This is a genomic window from Cellulomonas wangsupingiae, assembly GCF_024508275.1.
Classification (GTDB): domain Bacteria; phylum Actinomycetota; class Actinomycetes; order Actinomycetales; family Cellulomonadaceae; genus Cellulomonas; species Cellulomonas wangsupingiae.
The window spans coordinates 2208848-2225768 of the sequence record NZ_CP101989.1 but is presented as its reverse complement, the minus strand read 5'-3'; the positions used below and the strand labels follow the sequence as shown (position 1 = coordinate 2225768).

Below are 16921 nucleotides of genomic sequence, written 5' to 3'. Positions count from 1 at the left end.
CCGACGACCCCCGGAGCCCGGCTCCGGGGGTCGTCGTGCGTCGTGGGACTGCCGCACGCCCTGAGGTCTCGACCTGCGCACGCCGTCGGGACCCGCGAGCACACCCCTGACCGGGGCGATCGCGGGCCGTGCGCGGGTCAGGCCGTCGGTTCCGCGCGGTCCTGCTCGGCGGCGCGCGCGGCGTCGACGTCGGTCGCGAGCGTGCCGAGGTACAGCTCGACGACCTTCGGGTCGTTCATCAGCTCGCGACCCGGTCCGGAGTACGCGTTCCGCCCCTGGTCGAGGACGTAGGCCCGGTCGCAGATCTGCAGCGCACGCCGGGCGTTCTGCTCCACGATGACGACCGAGACGCCGGCCTTGTTGATCCGGCGGGTGCGCAGGAACGCCTCGTCCTGGCGGACGGGGGACAGCCCGGCCGACGGCTCGTCGAGCAGCAGCACCGACGGCTCGGGCATGAGCGCGCGCGCCATGGCGACCATCTGCCGCTCCCCGCCCGACAGCGCGCCGGCGCGCTGCTTGCGACGCCCGACCAGCTCGGGGAACAGCGCGAGGACGACCTCGAGCCGCTCGGAGAACCTCTTCGGCGTCTGGTAGACGCCCATCTGCAGGTTCTCCTCGATGGTCAGGCTCGGGAAGACGTTGTTCGTCTGCGGGACGAACCCCAGCCCGCGTCCCACCAGCGCGTCGGCGCGCAGGTTCGTGATGTCGTCGCCGTGCAGCGTGAGGTTGCCGCCGCGGATCCCGACGAGGCCGAACAGCGCCTTGAGCAGGGTCGACTTGCCGGCACCGTTGGGCCCGATGATGCCGACGAGCTCGCCGGGGTGCAGCACGAGCGAGCACTCGTTGAGGATGTTCACGCCCGGTACGTACCCGGCGACCAGCCGGTCGGCGTGGAGGAGCGGCTCACCCTGCGGGGCGCCGCGGTGCAGCGCGGGGGCGTCGGTCTCGGTCACGGTGCCTTCTCCTCGGACGTCGCGATCTCGGCCTCTGCCTCCGCGTCGATCACGCTGCCCTCGTCGAGCAGGGCGTCGTCGCCCAGGTCCATGTCGTGGTGGGCGCCGAGGTACGCGTCGATGACGGCCTGGTCGGCCATCACCTCCGACGGCGGGCCCTCCGCGACGACCTCGCCCTGCGCCATCACCACGACCCAGTCGGAGATGTGCCGGACCATGTGCATGTCGTGCTCGACGAACAGCACGGTGGTCCCCGTGTCGCGCAGCTCGGTGATGTGGCCGAGGAGCGACTGCGTCAGCGCCGGGTTGACCCCGGCCATGGGCTCGTCGAGCATCACCAGACGCGGGTCGGACATCAGGGCGCGGGCCATCTCCAGCAGCTTGCGCTGCCCGCCGGACAAGGAGCCCGCGAAGTCGTCCTTCTTGGTGTCGAGCTTGAACCGCTCGAGCAGGGTCAGCGCCTTGTCCGTGATCTCGCGCTCGCGCGGTGCCCACAGCGGCTTGACGAGTGCCGCGAACAGGCGTTCCCCGGGCTGGTCGCGCGCGCCCAGGCGCATGTTGTCGAGCACCGTCATGCGGGCGAGCGCCTTGGTGAGCTGGAAGGTCCGCACCATGCCGGTCTTGGCGACCCGCGACGCCGCGACGCCGGCCAGCGACGTCCCGTCGAAGGTCCAGTGCCCGGTGTCCGGCTTGTCGAACCCGGTCATGAGGTTGAACAACGTCGTCTTGCCGGCGCCGTTGGGGCCGATGAGCGCCGTGATGACGTTCCGCTGCACCTCCAGGTGCTCCACGTCGACCGCGTTGACGCCGCCGAAGCTGCGGCGCACGTGGTCCGCGACCAGCAGTGCGTCCGGCTTCGGCGCACCGGGGACGCGGGGGACCTGCGCCAGGTCGGCCCTGGCCTGCTCGACGGCGTCCTCAACGGGCATTGATCGCCAGCTCCTTCTTGTCACCCAGGACGCCCTGGGGGCGGAAGACGATGAGCGCCATCAGGGTGACGCCGACCAGCACCCACCCGATCTGCTCGATCTGCGGCACGGACAGGGCGTCCCCGACCACGCCGCGCAGGACACCGCGGACGAGCACGAGGGCCGCCCAGAAGATCAGTGACCCGAGGACCGGTCCCAGGACCGTCGCGGCGCCGCCCAGCAGCAGGATGGTCCAGGTGTTGAACGTCACGGGTCGCCCGAGGGAGTCGGCCTGCACCGAGCTCGCGAGCACGAAGATCACGCCGCCGAGGGCGCCGAACACGCCACCGAGGACGAGGGCCTGCAGCTTGTAGCCGTAGACGTTCTTGCCGAGGGCGCGCACCGCGTCCTCGTCCTCCCGGATGCCCTTGAGCACGCGGCCCCACGGGCTGCGCATGAGCCGCCAGACCAGCAGGCACGCAAGGAGCACGAGGGTCCAGCCGACGATCCGCAGCCACCACGAGTTCGAGGCGTTGGTGGCCAGGGTGATCGGGCCGAGCGTCCACCGGTCGTCGGGGAACGGCGAGGCGTCCTGGAAGGTGGACTTGAACGAGCTGCCCGTCAGGCCCTCGGCGCCGCCCGTCACGTCCGTGAGCGCGGTCGACCGGCCGATCATGCGCACGATCTCGGCAGCCGCGATGGTGACGATCGCGAGGTAGTCGCCCCGCAGCTTGAGGGTGGGCAGGCCCAGGAGCAGCGCGAAGACGACGGCTGCGGCCACGGCGACGAGGAAGGCGAGCCACACGGGGGCACCCTGGATCGTCGCGATGGCGAAGCCGTAGGCGCCCAGCAGCATGAAGCCGGCCTGACCCATGTTGATCAGGCCGGTCAGCCCGAAGTGGATGTTCAGGCCGATCGCCGCGAGCGCGTACGCGATCGCGGTGGGGCCGAGCATCTCGGTGAGGACGTTGGTGCCGAGCTGTGCGAAGTCCATGGCGATCTCCCGCTAGCCGATGCGCTCGGCGCGCCCGAGGATGCCCTGCGGCCGCACCAGCAGGACGAGGATGAGGATGACGAGCGCGCTCGCGTAGCGCATGTCGTTCGGCAGGAAGATCGTCGACAGCTCGACCACCAGTCCGATGACGAGCGCGCCCAGCACCGCGCCGAGCGGTGAGCCCAGACCGCCCAGGGTGATGGCCGCGAACATCAGCAGCAGGAGGGTCGAGCCGAAGTTGAACCGCGCCGTGTTGAGGTAGAGCGACAGCAGCACCCCGCCGAGGGCCGCCAGCGCGGCGGACACCACCCAGACGCGGTTGATCACGGACTCGACGTTGATGCCGGTGGCGGCCGCGAGCGCGGGGTTGTCGGACACGGCCCGCGTCGCGCGACCTGTGCGCGTACGGGACAGGACGAACGCCACGGCGCCCAGGACGACGACCGCGATGCCGACCGAGATCAGCGACTGTCCCGAGATCTGCACGGGACCGATCTGCATGCGCTGGGAGATGCCGGACACGATCGGCTTGGGCTGGGCGCTGAAGAAGAACAGGAACGTCGACAGCATCGCCAGCGAGAGCCCGATGGTCACGATCATCTGCTGCGTGTTGCCGACGCCGCGGCGACGCAGCGGGCCGAACAGGAAACGGTCGAGGACCCAGCCGACGGCCGCGCCCACGGCGGTCGCCACGACGATGGCCAGCCACAGCGGCAGGTGCCACTGCTGCACGGCGAGGAACGCCGTCATGCCGCCGAGGGTCACCAGCTCGCCGTGCGCGAAGTTCGACAGCCCGGTCGTGCCGTAGATGAGGTTGGCGCCGAGTGCGGCGAGGGCGAGCAGCAGCCCGAACACCGTGCCGGCCAGGACGAGCTGGGCGTAGCGGTTGGTACCCGGCCGGGCGGACGCCTCGGCGCTCTCCTCCGCCTCGGCCCCGGCCTCGGTGTCGGCCCCGGAGGTGGCGTCGTCGTCGGGTGCCGTCGACGTGGCACCACCGTCGCTGGGCGTGTCGGCCGGCGCGCCGGCCTCGGCGGGCGGCACGGCCTGGACGATGCGCCCGACCGAGCGGCCGAGCACGACGCCGACGGTCACGGGGTTCGCCGCGGGGTCCTTGAGCACCGTGCCGGCGGGCAGCGTGCTCTCGTCCACGGTGACCGTGTAGTCACCCGCCGTCGTGAGCGGCACCGACACCTTTCCGGCGTCGTCCGTGGTCGCCGTCACGGGGTCACCCTCGCCCTCGACCGTGAGCGCGACACCGGGCGCCGGGCCGGTGCCCGGCACGCTCACCGTCACGTTGAGGCACGCCGTGACGTCGTCCGGGCTGCAGGGGGTGGTCGCCGCGTGCGCCGGGCCTGCGACGACGAGCGTCGACAGGGTGGCCAGGAGAGCCAGCAGCATCCCGGCACCTCCGCGTCGCACGGCGACGGAACGGTCCCGGCACGCGACTGCTCGCACGTCAGACCTCCGTCCAGGCTGGGCACGGACGCCGCGGCGCCGCACGTCGGATGTGATGGGGCTCTCGCCCACGGTCAGCAGACGATAGGGAGGGATTGTGTCCTGTTCATTACGTCTGCGCGAGGGTCTGCTACCGATCGGTAGCGGATCCGGTGGCCCATCATGCCCGTAACGCACGGTTGCTCCGGGGTTCACCGGGACGTGGCGGTGCGCGGACTAGGCAGGAGCCGGGAGCCTGGTCCATGATCGGAGGCAGGGCGCGCGGTCCGGGGGAGTCGAGCGCCGGTAGGTTTCGACTCGTCCCGGGAGGCCCACAGTGCGGCCAGGTGTGCACGTCCGACACGCGACGTCGTCGGACCTCGAGGATCTCGTCGACCTGTGCCTGGAGGCGCGCGCCGAGTCCGGCGTCGGCCGCCAGCTCTGCTCGGACGACAGGGAGCGCCTGCGCGCCCAGCTGTCCGTCCTCGGGTCGATGGACGACGGTGTCGTCCTGGTCGCGACCTGCGACGGTGAGCCGGCGGGCCTCGCGCTGTGCCGGCTGATGGGTCCCGGGCTGCTGTCGGACGAGGTCGTCCTGAGCCTCGACGCCGTCTTCGTCCGCCCCGGGTCGCGCCGACGCGGCCTCGGGCACGCGATGCTGCACGCCGCCGCCGAGGTGGCCGAGGCGGCGGGCGCGACCGACGTCTACGCGGCGCCGCTGCCGGGATCCCGGGGCATGCAGCGGTTCCTGGCCAGGCTGGGGTTCGCCCCCGCGGCGGCGCACCGCGTCGTCAGCACGACGGCGCTGCACCGGCGTCTCGCCGGGGACGCGCCGGCGCCGGGCCGTCGCACGAACCCGCGAGGGCTCGAGGACCTCATCGCCCGGCGGCGACGGGCGCGTGCCCGTGCCGCCGCGGGTGACGACGAGGCGGTCGTGCGTCACGCCGGGGCGTCGATGAGCATGCAGGTGAGTCGTGCGGTGCACAGCCGCCGGCCGTCCTCGTCCTCGACCACCACCTCGTAGGTCGCGAGCGACCGACCGCGGTGCAGGGCGCGCGCCGTCCCCGCGACGGTGCCCGCGCGTGCCGACCGGTGGTGCGTGGCGTTGAGCTCGATGCCCACCGCCGCGCGACCGCTCCCGGCGTGCGCCATCGCCGCGAGCGAGCCCAGCGTCTCGGCGAGCACGGCGGAGGCGCCACCGTGCAGCAGGCCGTACGGCTGGGTGTTGCCCTCCACCGGCATGGTGCCCGTGGCGCCGTCGGCGTCCACGTGCCTGATCTCGATGCCCATGCGGCGCAGCAGGGTGCCGTCGGTCGGCGGGACGGCGAAGGGGTTGTCGGACATGGCAGATAGGTTGGCACCCGTGAGTGCCGACCAGCCAGCGACGCCCCCCCGACTGCTCCTCATCGACGGCCACTCGATGGCCTACCGCGCGTTCTACGCCCTGCCGGTGGAGAACTTCGCGACGTCGACGGGGCAGCCGACGAACGCGGTCTTCGGGTTCACGTCGATGCTCGCCAACCTGCTGCGCGACGAGGAGCCGACCCACGTGGCGGTCGCCTTCGACGCCGGCCGCACCACGTTCCGCACCGAGCGCCTCGAGTCGTACAAGGGCAACCGCGCGGCCACGCCCGAGCCGTTCCGTGGCCAGGTCGACATCATCAAGGACCTGCTCGCCACGATGCACGTCCAGGTGCTCGACAAGCCGGGCTTCGAGGCCGACGACATCCTCGCCACCCTCACGGCCCAGGCCCGTGACCAGGGCATGGAGGTCCTCATCTGCTCCGGGGACCGGGACACCTTCCAGCTGGTGGGGCCGACGGTCACCGTGCTGTACCCCGTGCGTGGGGTCTCGGAGATGTCCCGCATGACGCCCGACGCCGTCGAGGCGAAGTACGGCCTGCCGCCGCAGCGGTACCCCGACCTGGCGGCGCTCGTCGGCGAGACGAGCGACAACCTGCCGGGTGTGCCCGGCGTGGGACCGAAGACCGCGGCCAAGTGGATCGGGCAGTACGACGGCCTGGCCGGGGTCCTGGAGAACGCCGAGCGGATCACGGGCAAGGCGGGGGAGTCGCTGCGCGCCAACCTCGCGCAGGTCGCGCTCAACCGGGAGCTGAACCGGCTCCTGGACGACCTCGAGCTGCCGGTGGGCCCGGAGGACCTCGCGGTCCGCCCGTGGGACCGGGCGGCGCTGCACGAGATGCTCGACGGCCTGGAGTTCCGCACGCTGCGCGACCGGCTGTTCGCCATGCTGCCCGACGAGAGCCGCGACGAGCGGGTGGCGACGGCCGCGGCCCTCGACCTGGTCGAGACCGGGGTCGGGGGCCTCGCGGCCTGGCTCGACGCCCGGGCGGGGGAGCTGCTGGGCCTGGACGTGCGCGGCACGGGCGCTCCGGCGCGCGGCGACGCCTGGGGCGTCGCGATCGCGGACGCCGCGGGTCAGGCCGTGGCGTACGACCTCACCGCGATCGAGCCGGCCGACGACGCCGCGCTCGCCGCGTGGCTCGCCGACGACGCGCGTGCCAAGTCGGTGCACGCCGCCAAGGAGGCGTGGCACGCCCTCGAGGGCCGCGGCGTGGCGCTGCGCGGGGTCCGCTTCGACACCGAGCTGGCGGCGTACCTCTGCCAGCCCGACCGCCGCGCGTACGACCTGCCGGACCTCGCGATCGGCTACCTGCACCGCGAGCTCGGCAGCACCGACGCGTCGACGGACGGGCAGGGAGCCCTCGACCTCGAGGTCGACGGCGCGGACGAGGGCCGCCGCGCGGCGGTGCGGGCCGCCGCGGTGCGGGACCTCGTCGACGTGCTCGGCAGCGAGGTCGCCGACCGGGGCGCCGCGACGCTCCTGACGGACCTCGAGCTGCCGCTGCAGGACGTGCTGGCCCGGATGGAGCGCACCGGCATCGCGATCGACCGCGACGACCTCGCCTCGCTCGAGCGCGACTTCGACGACCAGGTGCAGGGCGCGGCGGCCGACGCCTACGCGGTCATCGGCCGGGAGGTGAACCTCGGCTCTCCGAAGCAGCTGCAGGAGGTCCTGTTCGACCAGCTCGGCATGCCGAAGACCAAGCGCATCAAGACCGGGTACACGACGGACGCGGCGGCCCTGACCGACCTGTTCGCCCGCACCGGCCACCCGTTCCTCGAGCACCTGCTGGCGCACCGCGATGCGATCCGCCTGCGCCAGACGGTCGAGGGTCTGCTGCGCTCGATCGCGGACGACGGACGGATCCACACGACGTTCCAGCAGACGATCGCCGCGACCGGACGGCTGTCGTCCGCGGACCCGAACCTGCAGAACATCCCGATCCGGACCGAGGCGGGGCGCCAGATCCGCCGCACGTTCGTCGTCGGCCCGGGCTACGACACGCTCCTGACCGCCGACTACTCGCAGATCGAGATGCGCATCATGGCGCACCTGTCCGGCGACGAGGGGCTCATCGAGGCGTTCCGGTCCGGTGAGGACCTGCACAGCTATGTGGGGTCCCGCGTGTTCGGCGTGCCCACCGACGAGGTGACGTCGGCGATGCGGTCGAAGATCAAGGCGATGAGCTACGGCCTGGCCTACGGTCTCTCGTCGTACGGGCTGTCCCAGCAGCTCGCGATCGAGGTGTCCGAGGCATCGACGCTCATGGCCGACTACTTCGAACGTTTCGGGGGGGTGCGCGACTACCTGACCGGTGTCGTGGACGAGGCGCGGGCGACCGGGTACACCGCCACGATCCTGGGGCGACGGCGCTACCTGCCGGACCTCACCAGCGACAACCGGCAGCGGCGCGAGACGGCGGAGCGCATGGCGCTGAACGCCCCGATCCAGGGCAGTGCGGCGGACCTCATCAAGGTGGCGATGCTCGGGGTGGACCGTGAGCTCACGCGCCGCGGCCTGCGGTCCCGCATGCTGCTGCAGGTCCACGACGAGCTCGTGCTCGAGGTCGCCGACGGGGAGCGCGAGGAGGTCGAGCACCTGGTGCGCGACCAGATGGCGCGCGCCGGCGACGGCGCGCCCGGCGGTGCGCTCGACGTGCCGTTGGACGTCTCCGTCGGCGTCGGTGCCAGCTGGCACGCGGCCGGGCACTGAGAGGACGCCGCGCCGCGGCGCGCTGTCACCAGATCGTGTGACGTGCGTCGGGGCGCCGGACACCTCGGTCCGATACTCGCCGGGCCGAGGTGTGGAAATGTCGGGGTGATGTGCGCCACAGTGGTCCCCCGGCGGCGACGGGGCCGCCCGGACCAGCGGAGGTGCATGTGTCCGAGAGCCATCCAGAGACCGACTACCAGCGCGTCCAACGCTCCCCGGAGTTCCAGGACCTGCGGCGCAGGTTCCGCAACTTCGTGTTCCCCATGACTGCGCTCTTCCTCGCGTGGTACTTCCTGTACGTCCTGCTCGCGAACTACGCGCACGACTTCATGAGCCAGAAGGTCGCCGGCAACATCACGGTCGGCCTGCTGTTCGGGCTGGGGCAGTTCGTCTCGACGTTCGTCATCACGATGACCTACGCACGGTGGGCGAACCAGAAGCAGGACGCCGTGGCCGAGGAGCTCCGGGACCAGATCGAGTCGGGCTCGCTGACGGCCGGCGACGCCGGTGTCCGCCCCGGTGAGGGGAGCCACGCATGACCCGCCACGACGCCCTCGTGCACGCCGTCGCCGCCCCCGCGGAGCAGATCGGCGAGCCCGTCGTCAACATCGCGATCTTCGGCGCGTTCGTCCTGGTGACGTTGATCATCGTGTTCCGTGCGTCGCGCAACAACAAGAGCGCCGCCGACTACTACGCGGCCGGGCGGTCGTTCACCGGCCCGCAGAACGGCACCGCCATCGCGGGCGACTACCTGTCCGCGGCGTCGTTCCTGGGCATCTGCGGTGCGATCGCGATCTACGGGTACGACGGGTTCCTGTACTCCATCGGGTTCCTCGTCGCATGGCTCGTCGCGCTCCTGCTGGTCGCGGAGCTGCTGCGCAACACCGGCCGCTTCACGATGGCCGACGTGCTGTCGTTCCGTCTCCGGCAGCGTCCGGTGCGCATGGCGGCCGCCATCTCCACCCTCGCCGTCGTGTTCTTCTACCTGCTGGCGCAGATGGCCGGCGCCGGCGGCCTGGTGGCGCTGCTCCTGGGCATCGACAGCGCCGCGGCGCAGGGCCTCGTCATCGCGGTGGTCGGCGCGCTGATGATCCTGTACGTCCTGGTCGGCGGCATGAAGGGCACCACGTGGGTCCAGATCATCAAGGCGGTCCTGCTCATCGCGGGTGCCGGCGTGATGACGTTCTGGGTGCTGTCGAAGTACGGGTTCAACCTCTCGGAGCTGCTGCAGGGAGCCGTCGACACCGCCGGTGAGGGCGGCGAGACGCTCATCGAGCCCGGACGCCAGTACGGGGCGTCCGCGCTGACGCAGCTGAACTTCCTGTCGCTGGCGCTGGCGCTGGTGCTCGGGACCGCAGGGCTGCCGCACGTGCTCATGCGCTTCTACACGGTGCCCTCGGCCAAGGAGGCGCGCCGGTCCGTCGTGTGGGCGATCTGGCTGATCGGGATCTTCTACCTGTTCACGCTCGTGCTCGGCTACGGTGCCGGGGCGCTCGTCGGGCCGGAGCGGATCATGACCGCGCCGGGCAAGGCGAACTCCGCCGCCCCGCTGCTCGCGTACGAGCTGGGCGGGGTGCTGCTCCTGGGCATCATCTCGGCCGTCGCGTTCGCGACGATCCTCGCGGTCGTGGCCGGTCTGACCATCACGGCGGCCGCGTCCTTCGCCCACGACATCTACGCGTCGGTCATCAAGCGCGGCGAGGTCGCGCCCGACGGGGAGGTGCGCGTCGCGCGGATCACGGTCGTCGCCATCGGCGGGCTGGCCATCCTCGGCGGCATCTTCGCCAACGGGCAGAACGTGGCCTTCCTCGTCGCGCTGGCGTTCGCCGTCGCCGCGTCGGCCAACCTGCCCACGATCATCTACTCGCTGTTCTGGAAGCGGTTCAACACGGCGGGTGCGCTGTGGAGCATGTACGGCGGCCTCGTGTCGTGCGTGCTGCTCATCGCCTTCTCGCCCGTGGTGTCCGGCAAGGTGGACCCGGTGACGGGGGACAGCCTGTCGATGATCCGTGACACGTCGGTGGACTTCGCGATCTTCCCCCTCGAGAACCCGGGCATCATCTCGATCCCGCTCGCGTTCCTCCTCGGGATCGTCGGGACGCTGCTGTCGAAGGAGCAGCCGCACCCGGAGAAGTTCGCCGAGATGGAGGTCCGCTCGCTCACCGGCGCCGGGGCCGAGAAGGCCACGTCCCACTGAGCGGCTAGGCAGGGGGTCGGTGTGCGCGCACCACCAGCGTCCCGGGCAACCGGGCGCCGCGCACCGGCCCCCAGCCCCCCCACACGCGCTCGTGCCCGGCCGGCCACTCGGGCTCCACCAGACCGTCGAGCACGAGCCCTGCCCCGACCACGTCGGCCACGTGGTCGGCGAGCGTGCGGTGGTACTCGGCGTAGAGCACACGGCCGTCGGCGGCCGTCTCGACGTAGGGGCGGCGGTCGAAGTAGGAGCGCGTCGCGGTGAGTCCGCCCGTTCCCGGGTCGTCCGGGAAGGCCCACCGCAACGGGTGGGTCACGGAGAACACCCACCGCCCGCCGGGACGCAGCACGCGGGCGACCTCGGCGTGCACGCGGTGCGCGTCCGGCACGAACGGGAGGGCCCCGAACGCCGTGAAGACGACGTCGAACGCACCGTCGGCGAAGGGCAGCGCGCGCGCGTCCGCCTGCACGAGCGGCGTGCGGGTGCCGGTCGCGGCGTCCAGCCGGGCGGCTGCGGCGAGCATGCCGGCGGAGACGTCCGTCGCGATGCCGTGCGCACCGGCCGCGGTCCGCAGCCACCGGGTGCCCTGGGCGGCGCCGGCGCCGACCTCGAGCACGCGCGCACCGCGCACGTCCCCGAGCAGGTGCGCCTGCGACTCCCGCAGGCCCTCGGGGCACCACAGCAGGTCGGCGGGGCCGAGGAAGTCGCCGTGCTCGTCCAGGTACTCGTGCGCGTTGGCGTCCCACCACCGTCGGGCCGCTCTCCCGCCCTGATCGTCGGGGACGTGGTGGTACCCGGCATCGGCCAGCGCGTCGTCCAGCGGTTCGTCCTGCATGCTGCCAGTCTGTCCGATGCCGAATCCGTACCACTGCGTAACATCCGTGTGACACGGCACACCTAAGGTCTGCCGGGTCCCGCGGCCGCCCGGTGTGCGCCCGGGCCCTGACGAGAGGTGGCAGCTGTGAGGACCAGATGGCAGATCGTCGCAGGCGTGGTGGTGGCAGGGCTCGCCCTGACCGGCTGCGCAGCGAGCGAGCGCGACCCCGAGGGGTCCGGATCGGACGGCGCGACCGGAGGTGGACGCGACACGTTCATCTTCGCGGCGTCGGGCGACCCCGCGTCGATGGACCCGGCGTTCGCGAGCGACGGCGAGTCGTTCCGCGTGGCCCGGCAGATCTTCGAAGGGCTCGTCGGGGTCGAGCCCGGCACCGCGGACCCGGCACCGCTCCTCGCCGAGTCGTGGGACGTCAGCGACGACGGGCTGGAGTACACGTTCCACCTCAAGGAGGACGTGACGTTCCAGGACGGCACCGAGTTCGACGGCGAGGCCGTGTGCTTCAACTTCGAGCGCTGGAACAACTTCACCGGCGTCCTGCAGTCCGAGTCGCTGTCCTACTACTGGCAGAAGGTCAACGGTGGGTTCGCCACGAGCGACGTCGCGAGCCTGAACGGGACCGGCAAGTACGAGTCGTGCGAGGCCCCGGACGCGTCGACCGCCGTCATCCACCTGCGCAGCCCGCTCCCCGAGCTCGTGTCGGCGCTGTCGCTCCCGTCGTTCTCGATGCAGTCGCCGACGGCGCTGCAGGAGTACGACGCCGACGCCGTCACCGGCGACGGCGAGGCGCCCGTGCTGCCCGAGTACGCGACGGGGCACCCCACCGGGACGGGCCCGTACCAGTTCGAGTCCTGGAGCCCGGGGGAGGAGGTCGTGCTCACGGCCTACGACGGGTACTGGGGTGACCAGGGCCAGGTCAAGCGGATCGTCTTCCCGATCATCTCGGACGCGACCGCCCGGCGGCAGGCGCTGCAGGCCGGCGACATCGACGGCTACGACCTGGTGGGCCCCGCGGACGTCGTCGCCCTCGAGGAGGCCGGGTTCCAGATCGTCAACCGCGACCCGTTCAACGTGCTGTACCTCGGCATGAACCAGGCGAACCCCGACCTGGCCGACCTCAAGGTCCGCCAGGCCATCGCGCACGCGATCGACAAGGACGCGCTGGTCGCGCAGACGCTGCCCGAGGGCACCGAGGTCGCGACCAACTTCGTCCCGCCGGCGGTCGTCGGCTGGAACGAGGACGTCGCGACCTACGAGTACGACCCTGCCAAGGCGAAGGCGCTGCTGGCCGAGGCGGGGAAGTCCGGTCTGACGATCGACTTCAACTACCCGACGAACGTGTCGCGGCCGTACATGCCGACGCCCGAGCAGGTGTTCACGGCCATCGAGGCGGACCTCGAGGCCGTGGGCATCACGGTCAACCCGGTGCCGGACCCGTGGAACCCCGAGTACCTCGACAAGATCCAGGGCGGCCAGGAGCACGGCCTGCACCTGCTGGGGTGGACGGGCGACTACAACGACACCTACAACTTCATCGGCGTGTTCTTCGGGGGCCCGTCGAACGAGTGGGGCTTCGACAACGCCGAGCTGTTCACGGCGATCAACGAGGCGCGGTACGTCGCCGACGTCGACGCCCAGCGTGAGGCGTACGAGGTGGCGAACGCGGCGATCCTCGAGTTCCTGCCCGGGATCCCGCTCGCGCACCCGGTGCCGTCGCTCGCGTTCAAGGCCGACGTCCACGGCTACCCGGCCTCGCCGGTGCAGGACGAGGTCTACAACGTGATCACCCTGGGCGACTGAGGAGCTCTGCACCCACCGATGACCCGACTGATCCTGCGGCGCCTCGCGCTGCTCGTCCCCACCCTGCTCGGGTTGTCGGTCCTGCTGTTCTTGTGGGTGCGCGCTCTCCCGGGAGGGCCGGCGACGGCTCTCCTGGGGGAGCGCGCCACCCCGGAGGCCGTGGAGCGGATCAACGCGCTCTACGGCTTCGACCGGCCGCTGCCCCAGCAGTACGTCACGTGGCTCGGCCAGCTCCTCCAGGGCAACTTCGGCGTCTCCACGCGCACCGGGCGCCCGGTCGGCGACGAGTTCTGGGCGCGGTTCCCCGCGACGGTCGAGCTCTCGCTCGTCGCGCTGCTGATCGCGGTGTGCGTCGGCGTCCCGCTGGGGTACCTGGCCGCGCGCCGGCAGGGTCGGCTCGTCGACCACGCCGCGGTCGTCACGTCGCTGCTCGGCGTGACGATCCCGGTCTTCTTCCTGGCGTTCCTGCTGAAGTGGCTGTTCGCGGTCCAGCTGGGCTGGTTCCCGTCGTCGGGACGCCAGGACCCGGCGATGATCGCCACCCACCCCACGGGGTTCTACGTGCTCGACGGCCTGCTGACCCGCGAGTGGGACGCCAGCTGGGACGCCCTGGTGCACCTGGTCCTGCCCGCACTGGCGCTCGGCACGATCCCGCTGGCGATCATCGCCCGCATCACGCGTGCGTCCGTCATCGACGTGCAGCACGCCGACTACGTGCGCACCGCCCGCGCCAAGGGGCTGTCCGCCCCGCACGTGCGCAGCCGCGTGCTCCTGCACAACGCGATGCTGCCCGTCTCCACGACCATCGGCCTGCAGGTGGGCCTGCTGCTCTCGGGGGCGGTGCTCACCGAGACGGTGTTCGCGTTCCCGGGCGTCGGCAAGTTCCTCGCCGACGCCGTGTTCAACCTCGACTACGCCGTCCTGCAGGGGTTCATCCTGCTCATCGCGGTGGTGTACGCCCTGGTGAACCTGGCGGTGGACGTGTCGTACGGCCTGATCGACCCGAGGATGAGGACGCGATGAGCGCACCCGAGGTGTACGAGGTCCCGCAGGCCCCGCTCGACCCCGGCGAGGCGCTCGCCGAGGACCGGCGCGCGGGCGAGGCGTTGTGGCGCGTGGCGGCGCGCCGCCTCGCGCGCAACCCCGCCGCGATCCTCGGGATCGTGATCGTCGTGGCGTTCGTCCTCGTGGCGCTGTTCGCCCCGGTGCTGGCGGCGTACGACCCGGGTGAGCTCCCCGGCCGCGCCGACGTCCGGCCCACGTCCATCCCCGGCCCCTCGCCCGACCACCCGCTGGGCGTGGACCGCTACGGCGCCGACGTGCTCTCCCAGCTCATCTGGGGCGCGCGTGCGTCCCTGCTGATCGGCGTGCTGTCGACGCTGCTCGGCCTGGCCGGCGGCATGGCCGTCGGGCTGGTCGCCGGTGCGTTCGGCGGCTGGGTCGACTCGGCCGCGATGCGACTGGTCGACCTCATGCTGGCCGTGCCCAGCCTGCTGCTCGCGGTGTCGATCGCCGCGGTGGCGGGCCAGACGCCCTCCTCGGTGGTCATCGCCATCGGCGTCGTGCAGGTCCCGGTGTTCGCCCGTCTGCTGCGCGGCTCGATGCTCGCGCAGAAGGGGCAGGACTACGTCCTCGCCGCGCGCTCGCTGGGTCTGTCGCGGCGGACGGTGACCATGAGCCACGTCCTGCCCAACAGCGTGTCGCCCGTCATCGTGCAGGCCACGCTGCTGCTCGCGACCGCCGTGATCGAGGCGGCGGCCCTGTCGTTCCTCGGGCTCGGCGGCGGGTCGCCCACCACGGCCGAGTGGGGCCGCATGCTCGTCGCAGCGCAGAACGAGCTGGAGATCGCGCCGCGTCTCGCGCTGTGGCCGGGCATCTGCATCTCGGTGACGGCTCTCGGCTTCACCCTGTTCGGGGAGGCGCTGCGCGAGGCGCTCGACCCGCGATCGAGGAGGCGATGAGCGTGTCGGACGCACTGCGGACACCCACCGGCGAGGCCACGGGCGAGCCGCTGCTGAGCATCCGTGACCTCGAGGTCACGTTCCGCACCGAGACCGGTAGCGCGACCGCCGTGCGCGGTGCGTCGTTCGACGTGCACGCCGGTCAGACCGTGGCGGTCGTCGGTGAGTCGGGCTCGGGCAAGTCGACGACCGCGGCCGCCGTGATCGGCCTGCTCGCGACGAACGGGTCCGTGACCGGCGGGCAGATCCTCTTCGAGGGCGAGGACCTCGTCGCTCTCGGGCCGGACGCGATGCACCGCCTGCGCGGGTCCCGCATCGGCATGGTCCCGCAGGACCCGATGTCGAACCTCAACCCCGTGCGCCGGGTGGGGGCGCAGGTCGACGAGACGCTCGCGGACAACGGGGTGGTGCGCGGACGCGGGGTGCGGGAGCGCACCGTGGAGCTCCTCGCGGAGGCCGGCCTGCCCGACGCGCAGCGGCGCGCCCAGCAGTACCCGCACGAGTTCTCCGGCGGGATGCGCCAGCGCGCGCTCATCGCGATGGGGCTCGCGGCGCGTCCCCGGCTGCTCATCGCCGACGAGCCGACGTCCGCGCTGGACGTGACCGTGCAGCGCACGATCCTCGACGGGCTCACGGACCTGACCGACAGCCTCGGCGTGGCCGTGCTGCTGATCACGCACGACCTCGGCCTCGCCGCCGAGCGCGCCGACCGGGTCGTGGTCATGTACCGGGGCGAGGTGGTCGAGCAGGGCGACGCCCGCACGATCCTCACGGACCCGCAGCACGAGTACACGCGCCGGCTGCTGGCGGCCGCGCCGTCGCTCGCGTCGCGCCGCATCGAGCTGGCCCGGCACGGCGCCGACGTCGACGCCGCGCCGGTGGGCGAGGACCTGCTCGCGCCGTCCGGCCACGCGCCACGGGACGACGACCGCGCGGCGGCTCCGCTGGTCGAGGTCGACCACGTGTCGAAGGTCTTCCGCCTGCGCGGGCGCGGCCTGCTGGGGCGCTCGACGGACTTCACCGCGGTCGACGACGTGAGCTTCGACGTGCCGCGCGGGCGCACCCTGGCGGTCGTGGGGGAGTCGGGGTCGGGCAAGTCGACCGTCGCCCGCATGATGCTGGGCCTGCTGCCGCCCACGTCGGGGACGATCCGGTTCGACGGCGCCGACGTCGTGCAGTCGGACCGTGCCGGGGAGGTGGCGTTCCGGCGGCGCGTCCAGCCGATCTTCCAGGACCCGTACGCCTCGCTCGACCCGCTGTTCACCGTGTACCGGACCATCGAGGAGCCGCTGCGCGCCCACGGCCTCGGCGACCGCGCGCAGCGCAACGCCCGGGTCCGTGAGCTCATGGAGCAGGTCGCGCTGCCCGCCGGGCTGCTGCGGCGTTACCCGTCGGAGCTGTCGGGCGGTCAGCGGCAGCGGGTGGCGATCGCCCGGGCCCTGGCGCTCGAGCCGGAGCTCGTCGTCTGCGACGAGGCGGTCTCGGCGCTGGACGTCATCGTGCAGTCCCAGATCCTGCGGCTCCTCGCCGACCTGCAGGAGCGGCTCGGCCTGACCTACCTGTTCATCAGCCACGACCTCGCGGTGGTGCGGCAGATCGCCGACGAGGTGTGCGTCATGCAGGCCGGCCGGATCGTGGAGCGCGGCACGGTCGACGAGGTGTTCGACGCACCCCGCACCGAGTACACGCGTGTGCTCCTGGACGCCATCCCCGGGCGCGACCTGGAGCTCGTGGGCGAGCGCTGACGCCGGGCCGTACCCGCAG

General features: G+C 72.2%; 14 protein-coding genes. 8 read left to right on the top strand and 6 right to left on the bottom strand.

Annotated features, from left to right (window positions below; genetic code table 11):
- Positions 1-137: 137 nt before the first annotated feature.
- From NP075_RS10330 to NP075_RS10315, 4 genes are read right to left on the bottom strand one after another with little or no spacing between them, the layout of a single operon-like run.
- Positions 138-953, bottom strand: a complete 816-nt coding sequence (locus NP075_RS10330) for an ABC transporter ATP-binding protein (protein WP_227563104.1) — start codon at positions 951-953, stop codon at positions 138-140.
- Positions 950-1882: an ABC transporter ATP-binding protein gene (locus tag NP075_RS10325; protein ID WP_227563103.1), complete on the bottom strand. Its 933-nt coding sequence runs from the start codon at positions 1880-1882 to the stop codon at positions 950-952. Before NP075_RS10325 ends, NP075_RS10330 begins: the two co-directional genes overlap by 4 nt.
- Positions 1872-2855, bottom strand: coding sequence for a branched-chain amino acid ABC transporter permease (locus tag NP075_RS10320; protein ID WP_227563102.1), 984 nt, complete (start codon positions 2853-2855; stop codon positions 1872-1874). Before NP075_RS10320 ends, NP075_RS10325 begins: the two co-directional genes overlap by 11 nt.
- Positions 2856-2867: 12 nt before the next feature.
- Positions 2868-4253, bottom strand: a complete 1386-nt coding sequence (locus NP075_RS10315; protein WP_227563101.1) for a branched-chain amino acid ABC transporter permease — start codon at positions 4251-4253, stop codon at positions 2868-2870.
- Between the two features lie 385 nt (positions 4254-4638).
- Here NP075_RS10315 and NP075_RS10310 point away from each other — a divergent pair, with 385 nt between their 5' ends.
- Positions 4639-5313 carry a GNAT family N-acetyltransferase gene (locus tag NP075_RS10310; RefSeq protein WP_227563100.1) on the top strand — a complete coding sequence of 225 codons (675 nt, stop codon included), beginning with the start codon at positions 4639-4641 and terminating at the stop codon, positions 5311-5313.
- Here the strand turns inward: NP075_RS10310 and NP075_RS10305 are convergent.
- Positions 5229-5633 (bottom strand): PaaI family thioesterase, encoded by a 405-nt coding sequence (locus tag NP075_RS10305; RefSeq protein ID WP_227563099.1) that lies wholly within the window; start codon positions 5631-5633, stop codon positions 5229-5231. The genes NP075_RS10310 and NP075_RS10305 overlap by 85 nt on opposite strands.
- Here NP075_RS10305 and polA point away from each other — a divergent pair.
- The 3 genes from polA (at position 5632) to NP075_RS10290 (ending at position 10564) form a co-directional block, all read left to right on the top strand.
- Positions 5632-8367, top strand: coding sequence for a DNA polymerase I (gene polA, locus NP075_RS10300; RefSeq protein ID WP_227563098.1), 2736 nt, complete (start codon positions 5632-5634; stop codon positions 8365-8367). The genes NP075_RS10305 and polA overlap by 2 nt on opposite strands.
- Positions 8368-8534: 167 nt before the next feature.
- Positions 8535-8906 carry a DUF485 domain-containing protein gene (locus tag NP075_RS10295; RefSeq protein WP_227563229.1) on the top strand — a complete coding sequence of 124 codons (372 nt, stop codon included), beginning with the start codon at positions 8535-8537 and terminating at the stop codon, positions 8904-8906.
- On the top strand, positions 8903-10564 hold the full coding sequence (locus tag NP075_RS10290) for a solute symporter family protein (RefSeq protein ID WP_227563097.1): 1662 nt from the start codon (positions 8903-8905) through the stop codon (positions 10562-10564). Before NP075_RS10295 ends, NP075_RS10290 begins: the two co-directional genes overlap by 4 nt.
- A gap of 4 nt (positions 10565-10568) precedes the next feature.
- Here the strand turns inward: NP075_RS10290 and NP075_RS10285 are convergent, their stop codons facing one another.
- A complete protein-coding gene (locus NP075_RS10285; RefSeq protein WP_227563096.1) occupies positions 10569-11396 on the bottom strand; it encodes a class I SAM-dependent methyltransferase in 828 nt (275 codons plus the stop codon).
- Positions 11397-11522: 126 nt separating this feature from the next.
- On the opposite strand from NP075_RS10285, the gene NP075_RS10280 reads away from it, so the two are divergent.
- Genes NP075_RS10280 through NP075_RS10265 form a run of 4 tightly spaced genes read left to right on the top strand, consistent with a single transcriptional unit; the run spans position 11523 to position 16902 of the window.
- Entirely contained in the window at positions 11523-13196 is a 1674-nt protein-coding gene (locus NP075_RS10280) for an ABC transporter substrate-binding protein (protein ID WP_227563095.1), read from the top strand.
- A gap of 18 nt (positions 13197-13214) precedes the next feature.
- Positions 13215-14219: an ABC transporter permease gene (locus NP075_RS10275; protein WP_227563094.1), complete on the top strand. Its 1005-nt coding sequence runs from the start codon at positions 13215-13217 to the stop codon at positions 14217-14219.
- Positions 14216-15157 carry an ABC transporter permease gene (locus NP075_RS10270; RefSeq protein ID WP_227563093.1) on the top strand — a complete coding sequence of 314 codons (942 nt, stop codon included), beginning with the start codon at positions 14216-14218 and terminating at the stop codon, positions 15155-15157. Before NP075_RS10275 ends, NP075_RS10270 begins: the two co-directional genes overlap by 4 nt.
- Complete coding sequence (locus tag NP075_RS10265) at positions 15154-16902, top strand: dipeptide ABC transporter ATP-binding protein (RefSeq protein WP_227563092.1); 1749 nt, start codon at positions 15154-15156, stop codon at positions 16900-16902. Before NP075_RS10270 ends, NP075_RS10265 begins: the two co-directional genes overlap by 4 nt.
- Positions 16903-16921: the final 19 nt, after the last annotated feature.

Excerpts from the sequence above, each read along its gene's own strand:
- NP075_RS10325 (WP_227563103.1), bottom strand. The coding sequence starts at position 1,882 with ATGCCCGTTGAGGACGCCGTCGAGCAGGCCAGGGCCGACCTGGCGCAG.
- NP075_RS10320 (WP_227563102.1), bottom strand. The coding sequence starts at position 2,855 with ATGGACTTCGCACAGCTCGGCACCAACGTCCTCACCGAGATGCTCGGC.
- NP075_RS10315 (WP_227563101.1), bottom strand. The coding sequence starts at position 4,253 with ATGCTGCTGGCTCTCCTGGCCACCCTGTCGACGCTCGTCGTCGCAGGC.
- polA (WP_227563098.1), top strand. The coding sequence starts at position 5,632 with ATGGCAGATAGGTTGGCACCCGTGAGTGCCGACCAGCCAGCGACGCCC.
- NP075_RS10305 (WP_227563099.1), bottom strand. The coding sequence starts at position 5,633 with ATGTCCGACAACCCCTTCGCCGTCCCGCCGACCGACGGCACCCTGCTG.
- NP075_RS10290 (WP_227563097.1), top strand. The coding sequence starts at position 8,903 with ATGACCCGCCACGACGCCCTCGTGCACGCCGTCGCCGCCCCCGCGGAG.
- NP075_RS10285 (WP_227563096.1), bottom strand. The coding sequence starts at position 11,396 with ATGCAGGACGAACCGCTGGACGACGCGCTGGCCGATGCCGGGTACCAC.
- NP075_RS10275 (WP_227563094.1), top strand. The coding sequence starts at position 13,215 with ATGACCCGACTGATCCTGCGGCGCCTCGCGCTGCTCGTCCCCACCCTG.
- NP075_RS10270 (WP_227563093.1), top strand. The coding sequence starts at position 14,216 with ATGAGCGCACCCGAGGTGTACGAGGTCCCGCAGGCCCCGCTCGACCCC.
- NP075_RS10265 (WP_227563092.1), top strand. The coding sequence starts at position 15,154 with ATGAGCGTGTCGGACGCACTGCGGACACCCACCGGCGAGGCCACGGGC.